Genomic DNA, 14618 nt, shown 5'->3' with positions numbered 1-14618 from the left:
CGGAATCACGGCGACGTCGACGCGCGGTCTGCACTGATCAGAGTTAATGGAAATCAATAAATGCGCGCCAAAGCCGCAACCTTTGGTCGCGCGATGCTTGTCGCTCGAATCGATCCCGATGGCCGCGCAGGCCGATGCGGCGCGGACCGTCTGCCTCCTGGAGGGTATAGAGTTCGCACCACAACCCTTGTGCAATTGGACAGGCAAGCTATGTTCGCGTTCATTCCACACGCCAAGAGTAGGTGATGCGAGACCGTAGTGCTCCCGCCCTCGGCAGGAGCTCCAATGTCCGCGCTATCGCGCCCGCCCAATCGTCTGTTGCAAGCACTTCCCCCCACGGAGTACGCGCAGCTCCATCCGCTTCTGGAAACCGTCGACCTGACCAAGGAAACGGTGCTCGCCGACGCCGGCACACCGGTGCAGCGGGTCTACTTTCCGCACGGCGGCGTGGTCTCGATGGTGGTCAATCTGTCCGACGGGCAATCGGTCGAAATTGCAACCATTGGTCGCGACGGCATCGTGGGTGCGTCCGCCGCGCTGCATGAGCGGCCGCCGCTTGCCGACGCGATCGTCGTGGTGCCGGGCACGGCTTCGATGCTGCGGGCGGAGGAGTTCCGCGAGGCAGCAAATCGCAGCGCGGATTTCCGGACCCTGGTCGCGCTCTATGAGCAGGCGCTGATGGCGCAGACGCAGCAATCCGTCGCCTGCAACGTTTCGCATCCGGTGGAGGCGCGGCTGTCACGATGGCTGCTGCGCGCGCGCGATCTGTGCGGCAGCGAAGCATTGCCGCTGACCCAGGAGATGCTGGCGCAGATGATCGGCGTCCGCCGCAACGCGGTTTCGATCGTCGCGCACGGGTTTCAGCAGGCCGGCATCCTCCGTTACAGCCGCGGTCATATCGAAATCACCGATATCGACGGTCTGCGGAAGGCGGCGTGTGAATGTTATGCGACCGTCAAGGCGCACGCCGAACAATTGATCGGGCCGGAAGATTGACTGGCGCCGGCCGGCCTGAGCACGCAAATCCCATCATGCGGCGATAGGTCTATTCCTATTGGAACCAAGACGTGTTCCCATTGGAACCAACACGTGCCAGAATAGGTTGCAAGAACGTCCAGCTGCACGCGTCAGCCTTGGTGCCCAGAGACAAGCTTGCCAGAAGGCAGGAGGTTGCTTTGGATACGGTTCCGCGATCGCCCAACGGATTCCTGTCGTCGCTCTCGGAGAGCGATTTTGAGCTGATCCGGCCGCATCTGCGGACGGTCGACCTCACCGCCGATTCGGTCCTGATCGAGACCGACGAGATGCTCAAGCAGACATACATGCCGCACAAGGGCGTGATCTCGCTGGTGGTCAAGCTGGCAAGAGGCGAGCGCGTCCAGGTCGCGATGGTCGGCCGCGACAGCATCTATGGCGCGTTCGCTCCGCTTGTCGAAGGACGGACGTTGAACAACGCGATGGTGCTGGTGCCGGGCGTCGCCTCGACGATCGAGCTCGAGCCGTTGCGGGCAGCTGCCGGCCAGAGCCCGACGCTGCGCGCAATGCTGATCCGGCATGGGCTCGCCGTCTATGCCCAGATCCAGCAGACGGCCGGCTGCAACGCCGCCCACACCGTGGAGTCGCGGCTGGCACGATGCCTGCTGCAGACGCGCGATCTCTCCGGCAGCAACAAGATCGTCCTGACCCAGGAGGCGATGGCGCAGATGATCGGCGCACGCCGCAACAGCGTTTCGCTGGTTGCGCACACCCTGCAACAGGCGAACTTCATCCACTACAGCCGTGGTCACATCGAAATCACCAATGCGGATGGACTGATCAAGACCGCGTGCGAATGCTACGCCACGGTCAAGGCGCAGTATGCGCGACTGCTGAGTTGCCAGGAGACCGGCAACTAGAGCCTTTTCCGTTCCGATGGAATCGGAACGGGGCTCTAGATTCTTGTTTTGACGCGTTTTCTTTACACGAACCGGTGCCCACTTCGCTCGAAAGCGCTCCGGAGCGCCAAGCCGTACTTCTACGGCTTACGATTTTCACCGTCGGATAACGCTGAATCCCCAGAATTGCGTGGACGCACGGGGGAGCTGATGTTCACGTACCAGACGACCGATCGCAAGGAGGCTCGCCGCTTCCGCATGGCCCAGTTCAACGGCCGGCCCGCCACGGTCCGGTCCGCCGGTGCTACCGTGACGGGACGCGTGCGCGCGATTGTCGAAAGCAGGTCCGGCGCGACGGCAGCCTGGGTGGTCACGATCGTTCCGGACGAACCGAAGGCCGCCGCCCCGGCAGCCCGGCCCGCACCGCGTCTGTGCTTTGCCGCGGAAAACGATTTCTGAGAGCTGCCACCCCGCTCAGGCGGAGTGCAGCAGAGCCTTGCGGACGAGATCGGCGGTGTTGCGCGCACCGAGTTTGCGCATGGCCTCGGCGCGATGGCTCTCGAACGTGCGCGGGCTGATGTTCATTCGCAGCGCGCCCTGCTTGTTGGAGTAGCCGTCGCTGATCAGGCTGAGCACCTCACGCTCGCGCTTGGTCAACGGCTTGCGGCCGGCCTCCGGCGCGAACATGATTTCGGGCGACCTTGAACTCGCCGGCTTGTCGTCCCCCGGCGGCTTGAGATCGGCGGCCGGTATCGCGTTCGGATAGAGATCGGAAATCTGCTTCAGCATCGCCGACACCCGCTCGGTCTGCTCGAGCGCGTTCTCGATCACCTGGCGCAGATAGACGCCGTTGCCGGGGGCGTGCGCGAACTGATGGCTGTGCTGCTTGAGCTCATTCATATAGAGCAGCAGCGCCGTCACGGGTCCGTTGAACTGACGGACGATCGCGGCGCCGGCGTCCGTGGCCACCTGCGCCCGCGGGGCGGCGGCCTCCGGAAGCTCGAGCGGCGGCGTTTCGAGCGCTGCGGTTCCACCCACCCAGGTCGGAAGGCGCACCTCGGCCCGATTGTCATGCTGCGTCATAAGTATGGTTTACCAAAGGTGAACTTGTGGCCGCGTTAACGCGGGACTCCGTAAAACTACGGGTGACGCAACTGTGACCTCGGGCCCCGACCTGCCAAGCAGGCGCAGATTACCGCTGATTTGGCAACGAAAGTCGCATATTCGAGTCGGATGACAGTATTCTTACGGGAATACCGGGCCGGCTTCGTCCCGGCCGCATCACGGTCAGGCGTTTACCTTCGTCGGTTCGGCCGGTCGCCTCTCAACCCGCTTTGGATCGCATTGGCCGGGACCTGCGCCGCGGCCCTGGCCTCAGGGCCGTTGGGACCGAAGGAACTTCTGCAGGAATCGTCCCGAAAGAACGAACCTGAACCACCAATACGCCATCCGCTGGGTCGACATCGATCATCCCTCTGGGCATTGGAATGGCATCGGCATACAGCACGTCGGCGCGTTCGCGTGTGAGGCAGTTCACATCGGCCCGACGCGACCGGTCAGGCGAATGTCAATTTACAGCCCCGGCAGGCGCCGTGATGATCGCCGCCTCTCGAATAACAACAAGGGCGCGGCAATGCGGCGAGGGCGGAACGGATCCTGGATGACAATGGCGGCGCTGGCCGCAGCACTGCTGGTCGGCACCACCGCGCGGGCCCAGACCCCGCCGACCAGCGATGCAACGGCGACGACGGACAACGCCGTGATGCTCACGATCTTCTTCAAGCATGATCAGTCGCGGCCGCTCAGCGAGCTGAATGCGCAGCTGGAACGCCAGGGCTTCTACAAGGCGTTTCCGCCCGAAGGTGTCGAGGTCGTCAGCTGGTACGTGATGATGGGTGTCGGCCAGGTGGTGACACTGCGGCTGTCGGCATCGCGGTTGCGCGAGATCAACCGCATCATCGAGAACAGCGCGTGGGGCGCCTATCACACCGAGTTCTACCCGACCTATGACTACAAGGCGATCGGGATCGGCAATCACGAAAAGGCAAAGCAGTAGCTGATCGCATCGAGAGCCGAGCTGGAGCCGCGGTCGCGCGCCGGACTGGCTGGTTCTGCGTAAGACCGGCCTCGCGATTGGATCGATCACGGCCTACGCGTGGGCCCGCGAGCGCTGGCTCAGCCGCTTAGCCAGGATCCGCAGATCTTCGCTGCGCCGGCTGCAAAGCAGGCGCGTGAATTCGTCGGGATCGATAGAGGCAGGCGGAAGATCGGCGGGGTTGCGGGCGGCGCGGCGCAGCCAGGTCAATCGGAAGAGACGCTTGAGCATCTTCATGGTTGTTAGCCCCGATGAGCGTCAGTGTTAAATCGCGGTCGCGAAATTTGGTTCCGTCCCTTGTGGTCGTTCAGCGCAAAATTTGGTTCAACGCCATCAGGAGAGCAATGCCTTGCGCTTTTGCACGCGCGCAATGGATCGCTGCGCCGCGGCTTGATCCAGCGCCCCGTCCTGCACCGCACGCGCGACCGCCGCGACGATGCCGGCCATCTCCTGCTCCTGGTCGAACAGATTGTTGCCGATGCAGATCATATCCATGCCGGCGGCGATCGCCTGCAGGCTGGCCGCGCCGGTGCCCAGCGCCTTCTGCAGCCCCTGCATCTGCATGTCGTCGGTGATCAGCAGCGTCTCCGGCAAGCGGCCGCGGAGCCGGCCGATCCCGGCCGATGACAACGTCATCGGATGCTGCGCGTCCCACTGGCGGACAATGGCGTGGCTGACCAGCACCGCATCGCCGAAGGTGTGCGGCGCCAGTGCATAGAACAGCTCCTCCTGCTCCGGCCGCAACGCATCGGAAATGTCCATGAACTCCAGATGTGAATCGACGTGCGCGCCGCCGATGCCCGGAAAATGCTTGAGGCAAAGCCCGACGCCTGCCTGCCGCGCCGCGGCGTCGACCAGGCGGGCATTGGCCTCGACCTCGCCGATATCGGCCGAATAGGACCGCTTGACCCTGCCGATATTGGGATTGTCAGGGTTAAAGTCGACGTCGATGACAGGCGCGAAATTGTAGCGGATGCCGAGCCGGCGCAGCTCGCGATAGCTTGCCTGCAGGATGGCCTGCTTCTCGGGGGTGCCGAGCAGATTGAAATCCTTCGCGCTCGGCAGCGGCTGAAAGCCAAGGCCATCCTTGAGCCGGCGCACCAGACCGCCCTCCTGGTCGATGAAGACCAGCGGCCGCGACGGCAGCGTTGCGATCTCGGCGCAGAGCGACTGCACCTGCTCAGGCGACGCGATGTTGTTGTCGTATTGCCGGGTCTGGCAGGAATAGTCGAACAGGATCACCCCGCCGAGCCCGAACCGCGCGGAAAATTCGCTCAGCCAGGGCGGGACGACCTTGCCGTAGAAGCCGAGGATGAAGAGTTCGCCGACGGACATCGCAGCTCCCTATCGGATGCACATGGAATCAGCCTTCGGGAATCAACCTTGCGCCCGACGGCATAGCACGCTGCGGCGGCGGTAAGAATATGACGCAAGCCGTGGCTCGACTGCGTTCCCCGTGCCTGCGTCACCATGTTAAGACAGCGCCCGCACGCGATCTGCGCGCACGCCACGACAAGAAAATCCGGAAACCGCCCATGACTGCACCTTACGTCCCGCAAATGGCCCTTTACCGCCAATGGCTGAAGGAGACGCGCGGCCTCGCATTTGCTGACTTCGAGGCGATGCGGCGGTGGTCGGTCACCGATATCGACGCCTTCTGGCAAAGCGTCTGGGATTATTTCGATCTGCGCTCGCCGACGCCGCATCCGGCGGTGCTGGCCGAGCGCAAGATGCCGGGCGCGGTGTGGTTTCCCGGCGCTTCGGTGAACTATGCGCGCCAGGTCTTCCGTCATGTCGCGCCGGCGCATGCCGCGGGCCTGCCGGCCCTGATCGCGAGCGGCGAGGACGGCAAGCTCTCGGAGACGAGCTGGCCGGAGCTGCAGCGCAAATCGGCCGCGCTGGCGCTGCATCTGAAGGCCAACGGCGTGCGCCGGGGCGATCGGGTCGCCGCCTATCTGCCGAACATCCCCGAGACAATCATCGCGTTTCTCGCGACCGCGAGCCTGGGTGCGATCTGGAGCGTCTGCGCGCCGGACATGGCGGCGCCCGCGGTGATCGACCGCTTCAAGCAGATCGAGCCGAAGGTGCTGATCGCCTGCGATGCCGTGACCTATGCCGGCCGGCGCCATGACCGGCAAGGCGTGATCGAGGAGCTGCGGCGCGCGCTGCCGACGGTGCAGCATGTCATCCTGCACAGCGACGCCGCGCCCGCCGAGGCGCGGCTGTCGTCCATCCTCGCGGGCGAGAGTGCGGAGATCGACGCTTTCGAGCCGGAATGGCTGCCGTTCGATCACCCGCTCTGGATCGTCTATTCCTCGGGCACCACGGGATTGCCGAAGCCGATCCTGCACAGCCATGGCGGCATCATCGTGGTGGCGCTGCCGCTCTCGACGCTGCACAACGACATCGGCTGCAGCTATCAGCCAAACTCGTTCGGCGAACGCTTTCATTGGTACTCGTCGACCGGCTGGATCATGTGGAATTGCCAGGCCAATGGCCTGCTCAACGGCACGACCTGCTGCATCTTCGACGGCAGTCCCGGCGGCAGCAAGGACAAGCCGGACTGGACCACGCTGTGGCGCTTCGTCGCCAATGCCAAGGCGACCTTCTTCGGCGCAGGCGCGGCGTTCTTCGCCAATTGCACCAAGGCGGAGATCGATCTCACCGCTGTCGGCGATCTCTCGGGCCTGCGCACGCTCGGCTCGACCGGCTCGCCGCTCAGTGCCGATACGCAAGCCTGGTTCAACCAACGCTTCGCCGCGCTTTCGAAGCGCAACGGCAACGCCGCCCAGGCCGATATGTGGTGGGCCAATATTTCAGGCGGCACCGATTTCGCCGGCGCGTTCATCGGCGGCAATCCCGAGCTGCCGCAGACGCCGGGCATCATGCAATGCCGCCTGCTCGGCTGCGCGGTGGAAGCCTTCGACGAGCAGGGCCGCGCTGTGATCGACGAGGTTGGCGAGCTCGTCTGCATCGAGCCGCTGCCCTCGATGCCGCTGCGGTTCTGGAACGATCCCGGCGATACGCGCTATCTGGCCAGCTATTTCGAGACCTATCCCGACAATTTCGACGGTTCAGGCCGCGGCCCGGTGTGGCGGCATGGCGACTGGCTCAAGATCAACCCCGACGGCTCCTGCGTGATCTACGGCCGCAGCGACGCCACCATCAACCGCCACGGCTTGCGGATGGGCACCAGCGAGCTCTATTCGGCGATCGAGGCGCTGCCCGAGGTGCTGGATTCGATGGTCGTCGACCTCGAATATCTCGGACGCGACAGCTACATGCCGCTGTTCGTGGTGCTGCGCGAGGGTGTTGCCCTCGATGCCGCGATGAAGGCGAAGATCAACAAGGCGGTCGAGGCCGGGCTGTCGCGCCGCTTCCTGCCCAACGACATCTTCGTCGTCGCGGAAATTCCGCGCACGCTGTCCGGCAAGAAGCAGGAGCTGCCGGTCAAGAAGCTGTTGCTCGGCCATCCGGTCGAGAAGGTCATCAACCGCGACGCGATGGCCAATCCCGGCTGCCTCGACTGGTATCTCGACTTTGCAAAAGGCTATCTGAACAAGCAGGCCGGCGCGGCGTAGGCGATCGCAGTCATCGCTGCCTGCCGCGCCACGGCGGCGGCGAGAGGGTCGCGCGCAGGTGCTCCACGAAGGCCTGCGTGCGCCGGGCCCGGCCACTGCGGCCGGGGTTGAGCAGCGCAACGATGTCGGCCGGCGGCAGACGGTGGTTCGGCAGGACACGCGCCAGCCGGCCACAGGCGAGGTCCTCGGCGACATCCCATTCCGACCTGACGATCAGGCCGTGATCCGCCAGCGCCCAGGCCTTCACCACCTCACCGTCATTGCTCGACAGCATCGGCTCGATCCTGATGACATCAGGCGCCGCCGCGGCGCGCCGGCGCGAGAACCGCCAGAGCGTCACGTCCTCCTCGTTCTCGCGCAGCGCGATGCAATCATGCCCGCGCAGATTTTGCGGGCTCGCCGGCGTTCCGCGGCGCTTCAGATAGGCCGGCGAGGCGCACAGATAGCGCTCGTTCGGCGCGAGGCGCAGCAAACGCAGCGTGGAATCCGTCAACGCGCCGATGTGGATCATGACGTCCCACGCACCGGCAGCGGCACGGCCGGGCCGATCGGACAGTTCGAGCTCGACCGATACGTCGGGGTGGCGGGATCGGAAGGCAGCAACGACCGGGGCGATGTAGCGCCGCCCGAAGCCGAGCGGCGCGAGGATCTTCAGATGGCCCGAGATGGTTCCGCGACGCGCCTGCAGCGCCTCCGTCAACTCCGTCGCCTCGTCGAGCAGCGCGCCACCGCGCAGCACCAAAAGCTCGCCCTCATCGGTCAGCGTCAGCCGCCGGGCCGAACGGCTGACCAGTTGAACGCCCAGCCGCTGCTCGAGGCCCTGCAGCCGCTGCGAGACCGCCGATGGCGTGACGTCGAGCGCCCGCGCCGCAGCCGCCAGCGACCGAGCCGTGGCGATCGCTGTGAAAAAGCGGATGTCGTCGGTCGAGATCATTAAGTCCAAACTTAATATAGGAATGACATTCGGTAAATTGCGCTTAGTATGGAAACGGCTAGTCTCGCCGCATGTCATCAGCTCCTGTTTCGACGACAACGCATCCCCTCGCCGGGATCGAGACGCCCTGCCTGGTCCTCGATGAGGACCGGATGCTGCACAACATCGCGCGCCTGAAGACGCGGCTGGCGCGGCTTAGCGTACCGCTGCGCCCGCATCTGAAGACCGCGAAATCAATTCCGGCGGCGCACGCCGTCATGGACGGCCCAGGCGGCCCGGCCGCCGTCTCGACCCTGCAGGAGGCCGAGGTGTTTGCCGCGGCCGGCGTCAAGGACATCCTCTATGCCGTCGGCGTCGCGCCGCAGAAGCTCGATCGCGTCGCCGCGCTGCGCCGGCAGGGCGTGAACCTGTCCGTGGTGCTCGACAGCCTGGAGCAGGCCGCCGCCGTCACCGCGATGGCGCACAGGACCAACGACCGCATTCCCGTGCTGATCGAGATCGATTGCGACGGCCATCGCGCCGGGGTCGGTGCGGGCGACCCGCTGCTGGTCGAGATCGGCCGCGCGCTGCATCAAGGTGGTGCCGAATTGCGCGGCGTCATGGCCCATGCCGGCGAATCCTATTCCTGCCGCAGCGTGGCGGCGCTCGAGCAGGCGGCCGAACAGGAGCGCGCCGCCGCGGTGGCCTGCGCGGAGGTGCTGCGCTCGGCGGGACTGCCCTGCCCCGTGGTCAGCGTCGGCTCGACACCGTCAGCACATTTCGCGCGCCGGCTCGACGGCGTCACCGAGGTGCGTGCCGGCGTCTTTGTGATGTTCGATCTGGTGATGGCCGGGATCGGGGTCTGCGCGGTCGAGGACATCGCGCTGTCGGTGCTCGCGACGGTGATCGGCCATCGCGCCGATCGCGGCTGGACCTTCATCGATGCGGGCTGGATGGCACTGTCGCCCGATCGCGGCACTGCGAAACAGCCGATCGACCAGGGCTACGGCATCGTCTGCGATATCGATGCACGGCCCTACCCCGATTTGATCGTGACCGAAACCAATCAGGAGCACGGTATCATCGCCTGCCGCCCCGGCAGCACCGCGCCGCAGGTTATGCTGCCGGTCGGCACGAAGGTGCGGATCTTGCCGAATCATGCCTGCGCGACCGGCGCCCAGCACGACCGCTATCACGTCATTGCCGCCGGCTCCGACGCCGTCAGGCAATGGGAACGGTTTCGCGGATGGTAGGAGATGGAGCGCAGCCCATGATTCGAGCGTATGACGCCGTTCTGTTCGATCTCTTGACCGCGCTGCTCGACAGCTGGACGCTCTGGAACAAGGTTGCGGGCTCCGAGGAAGCCGGGCTGCGCTGGCGGGCGGAATACCTCAAGAACACCTATGCGACCGGACGCTATCGGCCCTATGAGGATCTGGTGGGCGAGGCCGCGCGCAATGTCGGGCTGCCCTTCGAACTTGCCGAAGAGCTTGGCGCGCGATACGCGGAGCTCGATCCTTGGCCCGAGGCTCGCGAGGTGCTGCAGACGCTGCACGAGGCCGGCGTCGCGCTCGGCGTCGTGACCAACTGCTCGGAGCGGCTTGGCCGCATCGCAGCGGGGCGCATCGGCGTTCCCCTCGCTGTCTTTGTGACGGCCGAGCGCGCCGACTATTACAAGCCGCAGCCACAACCCTACCAGCTCGCGCTCGACGAACTGCCGGTCCCATCAGATCGATGCCTGTTTGTCGCGGGATCGGCGTATGATCTGTTCGGCACGGCACGTGTGCACTTGCCGACCTGGTGGCATAATCGGGCCGGAATGAACCTGCCGGAAGGGGCGCCCGCCCCGATCGTGGTTCGTGACAAGCTTGCGACCCTGCCGGCTTTCGTGCTCGGTCGCGACGTGTCCGGCCAGCCCGCGACTTGAGGACTGAATTGATGCCGTCACCCAGCTACATCGACCCGCTCACCGGAAAACTCTATCCGCTGGATGTCCCGCGCTGGTGCTCCGACGAGGGCAAGCCGCTGCTGGTCACACCGCTACCGGGCATTTCCCGCGACGACATCGATCGCGGGACGCGGTCGCTGTGGCGCTATCGTGCGGCGCTGCCGGTCGAGATAGGGCAGCCGATCACGATGGGCGAAGGCTGCACGCCGGCGGTCGAGAAGCCGTGGGACGACCTGCGGCCGCACTTCAAGCTCGAATGGTTCAATCCGACCTCGAGCTTCAAGGATCGCGGCACCACGGTGATGCTCTCCTTGCTGCGCCAGCTCGGCGTCGATGCGGTGCTGGAGGACTCCTCCGGCAATGGCGGCGCCTCCGTTTCGGCCTATGGCGCGGCCGGCGGCATGCGGGTCCGGATTCTCGCACCGGCCACGACGTCGCCGATGAAGGTCGCGCAGATGCACGCCTTCGGCGCCGAGGTCCAGCTGGTCGAAGGGCCGCGCGAGGAATCCGAGGCGGAAGCGATCCGCCAGTCCAAGCAGATCTTCTACTCCAGCCACAACTGGCAGCCGTTCTTCCTGCAGGGCACCAAATCGCTGGCTTACGAGATCTGGGAAGATTTCGGCTTCACCGCGCCCGACAATATCATCATGCCGGTCGGCGCCGGCAGCAGCCTGCTCGGCTGCTATATCGGCTTCAAGGAGCTACTCGCGGCCGGGCAGATCGCGCGGCTGCCGCGCCTGTTCGCGGCGCAGCCGCTCAACTGCTCGCCGGTCGATGCCAGTTTTGCCGCCGGCCTCGACACGCCGGTCGATCGCGCGGTCCGCAAGACCATCGCCGAGGGCACCGCGATCAAGCATCCGCTGCGGCTGAAGCAGATGATCGCGGCACTGAGAGAGAGCGGCGGCGGCACCGTCGCGATCCCCGAAGACGGCATCGTCGCCGCGTTGAAGCGGCTCGCGCATACCGGCCTGTTCGTCGAACCGACCTCGGCCTCGGCCGCAGCCGCGCTCGACGTCCTGAAGCAACGCGGCGCGATCCGTCCGGCGGAGCGCACCGTCGTCATCATCAGCGGCACCGGCATCAAGGCGGCGTCGCTGATCACGGAGCTGCTCGCAAACGGCTGATACGTCCTCAACCGCGAGAGAGGCTGCGAGTCCTAACCCGCCTTGCGCATCTTCAGGGCTTCGTAGAACGCCGTCTCGAAGTTCATGTAGCCGATGAAGGATGCCGGATCGCCGAACGGCAGGATCTGGGTCGCCCAGAATCCGCCGAAGCCGTTCTGCCGGTCGATCCAGTAGAACAGGTTGGCGAGGCCGGCCCAGCCGAGCGCGCCGGCGGGGCGGCCGGTCGGGGCCTGCTCGTCATTGATCATGAAGCTCAGCGCCCAGGACTTCGACTGGCCGGGGAAGAACTCGGCATCGTTGGCGAGCGCAGTGATCACGCCGGTGATGGCGGTGACCTTGTTGTTGCCGAGATGGTTCTTTTCCGCCATTCGCACGGTCTCCGCCTTCAGGACGCGCCCATGTTCGCCGGCCCCGTCATTCAGCCACATCCGGATGAAGCGCATGTAGTCGCCGATGGTGCCGTAAAGCCCGTGGCCGCCCATGTGGATTTCGGGATTGGCCGGCAGCTCGAAATCCATCGGCGAGAGCGAGCCGTCGGCATTGCGGGCGTGAATGCCGGCGAGCCGGCGACGCATCGCGTCGGTGAGCTCGAATGTCGTATCCTTGATACCAAGCGGCTCGAAGATCCGCGTCTTGAAGACCTCGCCAAGCCGGCGGCCGGTGATCGCTTCGACGATCTGGCCGCACCAATCCATGTTGGTGCCGTATTCCCATCGCTCGCCCGGGTCGAACAGCAGCGGGGTCATCAGCGACGCCTTGGACGCGGTGATGACGCTGGGCTGCCCCTTCTCCTGCGCAAGCCGGTTATAGGTGTGGTTGATGAAGTCGTAGCTCAGGCCTGCGCTATGGACCATCAGCATGCGCGTGGTGATATCACGCTTCGGCGGTCGCAGCCGCGGTTCGCCCTTGTCGTCAAAACCTTCGATGACCTGGAGCTTGCCGATGTCGGGCGCATAGGTCCTGGCCGGCGCGTCGAGATCGAGCTTACCCTCCTCGACGAGTTGCAGCACGGCCGTCCCGGTGATCGCCTTGGTGGTCGAGAAGATCGCGAACACACTGTCGATCGTCATGTCCGCCGCCTGGTCGAGGCGGCGCTTGCCGGCGGCGCCCTCATAGATGTTGCGATGGCGGTCGGTCACCATGGCAACGACGCCGGGAACGCGCGGGCTGGATGTCACGACCCCGTCGAGAATTGCATCTGCTGCCGCACTGAAATTCGTGCTCATTGTCTTCCTCCCATATTTGCTTGATGTGGTCGATCAGGAGCGGCGCCGCCGGTCAGCAACGACCGCGGCGCCGGATCGCGATCGCGGCTCTACTGCATGACAAATCCGGTATAGCCACTCGCGGCAACCTCGTCGCATTTCTGGCGATAGGTGCCGACGCCGCCGCAATAGGACAGCACCCGGCGCGGCTTGCCCTCGACATTCGAGCCGAGGTACCAGGAGTTGGTCTTCGCGATTAGCGTTGCGTTGGCGGTCTCGTCGTGATGCGCCACCCACAGATCCTCGGTGTCCCTGGTCGGCTCGATGACGTTGAGGCTCTTGCCGCGCAAATACTTGATGCAATCGGCGATCCACTCGACCTGCTGCTGCAGGCACGTGGTCATGTTGCAGAGCGCGGCCGAGGGCGCGAGCGGCACCGCGGTCGTGAACAGGTTCGGATAGCCGTAGACCTGCAGCCCCATCGTGGTGCGGATATCGCGGCCCCAATCCTCCTTCAACGACCGGCCGTCGCGACCGCGGATGTCGATGCGCGTCAGTGCGCCCGTGCCGGCGTCAAACCCTGTCGCCAGGATGATGACGTCGAGCTCGTGAACAGTGCCGTCGGCGGTCTGGATGCCCTCGGGCGCGATGCGCGCGATCGGATTGTCCTTGACGCTGACGATCTCGACATTGGGCCGGAGGAAGGCTTCGAGGAAATTGCTCTCCAGCGGCACCCGGTGCGTGCCAAAGCCGTAATCCGACGGAATCAGCAACTCGCACAGCTTGGGATCCTTGATCCGCTCGCGCATCTTCTCGCGGACGAATTCGGTGATTTCGGCGTTGATGGATTCGTCGAAGAACAGTTCGGCGAAGGATGCAACCCACAATTTGAGGGATCCGTCGTTCCAGCAATCCTCGATCACCTGGCGACGCTGCGGCGGCGTCAGGTCGGCCCAGGCGTGCTCGAAGTCGAATTCGAACCCCGTAAACGTCTTCGGCAGCCGTTCAGTAAGGAACTTGAATTTCGACTTGTATGCTTCGGCGTCCGATGCATCCCATTTCGGGTTCTTCATCGGGATGCTGTATTGCGGCGTGCGGATGAACACCTTGAGATGACCGGCCTCTGCCGCGATCGTCTGGATCACCTGGATTCCGGTCGCGCCATTGCCGACCACGCCGACGCGTTTACCGGCGAGCTCGATCGGCCCCTTGGGCCAGCGCGCGGTGTGGAACAGCTTGCCCTTGAATGTCTCCTGTCCCGGAAACGACACGTGCGGGGCCGAGAGCATGCCGCAGCAGGTGACCATGAACTGGGTATCGATCACGTCGCCCTGGTCGGTCGTCACCAGCCAGCGTTGCGTCCCTTCATTGAAGTGCGCGCTCTTGACCGTGGTGCCGAACTGGATGTCCTTCTTGAGGTCGAGGCGGTCGGCGACATAGTTCAGCCAGCGCTCGATTTCCGGCTGGCCCGGGAACCGCTCGCTCCAGCTCCAGCCTTTGTAGAGATCCTCGGAGAACAGGTACTGATAGGTGTGGCCTTCGGAATCGAAGCGCGCGCCGGGATAGCGGTTCCAGTACCAGGTGCCGCCGACGCCTGACCCGGCATCGATCGCCCTGACGTTCAGTCCCTGCTCGCGCAGGCGGAACAGCTGATAGAGACCGGCGACGCCGGCGCCGACGACCACGGCGTCGAGCTTGGTCGTGGCACGCGCACCATTGCTTCCATTAGACCTTGTGACGGTCTCGGTCATCGTTTCCTCCTGTGTTTTGCTTCACGCACGCTCCCACCCCGCCGTGTCGCCGGATGATGGTGCGTTGCGTCAATTGGGTCTCGGCCGCACACACTGTGCCGAAACGCAGAGCAGGCTACGGGCCGTT

General features: G+C 64.9%; 14 protein-coding genes. 8 read left to right on the top strand and 6 right to left on the bottom strand.

All coding sequences use genetic code 11. The annotated features are described in order from the left end of the window. Positions 1–285: 285 nt before the first annotated feature. The 3 genes from G6P99_RS02635 to G6P99_RS02625 all read left to right on the top strand — a co-directional run bounded on the left by G6P99_RS02635 (position 286) and on the right by G6P99_RS02625 (position 2333). Positions 286–996 carry a Crp/Fnr family transcriptional regulator gene (locus tag G6P99_RS02635; RefSeq protein ID WP_035977971.1) on the top strand — a complete coding sequence of 237 codons (711 nt, stop codon included), beginning with the start codon at positions 286–288 and terminating at the stop codon, positions 994–996. A gap of 179 nt (positions 997–1175) precedes the next feature. Next, the gene (locus G6P99_RS02630; RefSeq protein ID WP_029084323.1) at positions 1176–1895 is read left to right on the top strand and encodes a Crp/Fnr family transcriptional regulator; all 720 of its coding nucleotides are present in this window, start codon (positions 1176–1178) and stop codon (positions 1893–1895) included. Between the two features lie 189 nt (positions 1896–2084). Beyond that, complete coding sequence (locus tag G6P99_RS02625; RefSeq protein ID WP_029084322.1) at positions 2085–2333, top strand: hypothetical protein; 249 nt, start codon at positions 2085–2087, stop codon at positions 2331–2333. Positions 2334–2348: 15 nt separating this feature from the next. Here the strand turns inward: G6P99_RS02625 and G6P99_RS02620 are convergent, their stop codons facing one another. Further along, entirely contained in the window at positions 2349–2957 is a 609-nt protein-coding gene (locus tag G6P99_RS02620; RefSeq protein ID WP_029084321.1) for a helix-turn-helix domain-containing protein, read from the bottom strand. 550 nt (positions 2958–3507) lie between these two features. Here G6P99_RS02620 and G6P99_RS02615 point away from each other — a divergent pair. Next, complete coding sequence (locus tag G6P99_RS02615; RefSeq protein ID WP_029084320.1) at positions 3508–3930, top strand: hypothetical protein; 423 nt, start codon at positions 3508–3510, stop codon at positions 3928–3930. 93 nt (positions 3931–4023) lie between these two features. Here G6P99_RS02615 and G6P99_RS02610 read toward each other — a convergent pair whose 3' ends face one another. Both G6P99_RS02610 and G6P99_RS02605 read right to left on the bottom strand, forming a co-directional pair. After that, positions 4024–4206 (bottom strand): hypothetical protein, encoded by a 183-nt coding sequence (locus G6P99_RS02610; RefSeq protein WP_029084319.1) that lies wholly within the window; start codon positions 4204–4206, stop codon positions 4024–4026. A gap of 96 nt (positions 4207–4302) precedes the next feature. Continuing rightward, complete coding sequence (locus G6P99_RS02605; protein ID WP_029084318.1) at positions 4303–5304, bottom strand: glycoside hydrolase family 3 N-terminal domain-containing protein; 1002 nt, start codon at positions 5302–5304, stop codon at positions 4303–4305. 200 nt (positions 5305–5504) lie between these two features. Here G6P99_RS02605 and G6P99_RS02600 point away from each other — a divergent pair, with 200 nt between their 5' ends. After that, on the top strand, positions 5505–7550 hold the full coding sequence (locus tag G6P99_RS02600) for an acetoacetate--CoA ligase (RefSeq protein ID WP_165127149.1): 2046 nt from the start codon (positions 5505–5507) through the stop codon (positions 7548–7550). 10 nt (positions 7551–7560) lie between these two features. Here the strand turns inward: G6P99_RS02600 and G6P99_RS02595 are convergent, their stop codons facing one another. After that, the gene (locus G6P99_RS02595) at positions 7561–8484 is read right to left on the bottom strand and encodes a LysR substrate-binding domain-containing protein (protein ID WP_029084316.1); all 924 of its coding nucleotides are present in this window, start codon (positions 8482–8484) and stop codon (positions 7561–7563) included. 71 nt (positions 8485–8555) lie between these two features. Here G6P99_RS02595 and G6P99_RS02590 point away from each other — a divergent pair, with 71 nt between their 5' ends. Genes G6P99_RS02590 through G6P99_RS02580 form a run of 3 tightly spaced genes read left to right on the top strand, consistent with a single transcriptional unit; the run spans position 8556 to position 11535 of the window. Continuing rightward, positions 8556–9716, top strand: a complete 1161-nt coding sequence (locus G6P99_RS02590) for a DSD1 family PLP-dependent enzyme (protein ID WP_029084315.1) — start codon at positions 8556–8558, stop codon at positions 9714–9716. A gap of 17 nt (positions 9717–9733) precedes the next feature. Continuing rightward, on the top strand, positions 9734–10390 hold the full coding sequence (locus tag G6P99_RS02585; RefSeq protein ID WP_029084314.1) for an HAD-IA family hydrolase: 657 nt from the start codon (positions 9734–9736) through the stop codon (positions 10388–10390). Positions 10391–10401: 11 nt separating this feature from the next. Next, a complete protein-coding gene (locus G6P99_RS02580) occupies positions 10402–11535 on the top strand; it encodes a threonine synthase (protein WP_029084313.1) in 1134 nt (377 codons plus the stop codon). A 32-nt stretch (positions 11536–11567) separates the two neighbouring features. On the opposite strand, the gene G6P99_RS02575 is transcribed toward G6P99_RS02580, so the two are convergent. Beyond that, on the bottom strand, positions 11568–12761 hold the full coding sequence (locus tag G6P99_RS02575) for a serine hydrolase domain-containing protein (protein ID WP_029084312.1): 1194 nt from the start codon (positions 12759–12761) through the stop codon (positions 11568–11570). An 89-nt stretch (positions 12762–12850) separates the two neighbouring features. Next, entirely contained in the window at positions 12851–14491 is a 1641-nt protein-coding gene (locus tag G6P99_RS02570; RefSeq protein WP_165127147.1) for a flavin-containing monooxygenase, read from the bottom strand. Between the last annotated feature and the right edge of the window lie 127 nt (positions 14492–14618).

The sequence above is a fragment of the Bradyrhizobium sp. 6(2017) genome (genome assembly GCF_011058295.2).
In the GTDB taxonomy this organism is placed as follows: domain Bacteria; phylum Pseudomonadota; class Alphaproteobacteria; order Rhizobiales; family Xanthobacteraceae; genus Bradyrhizobium; species Bradyrhizobium septentrionale.
This window is presented reverse-complemented; position numbering and strand designations above follow the sequence as displayed.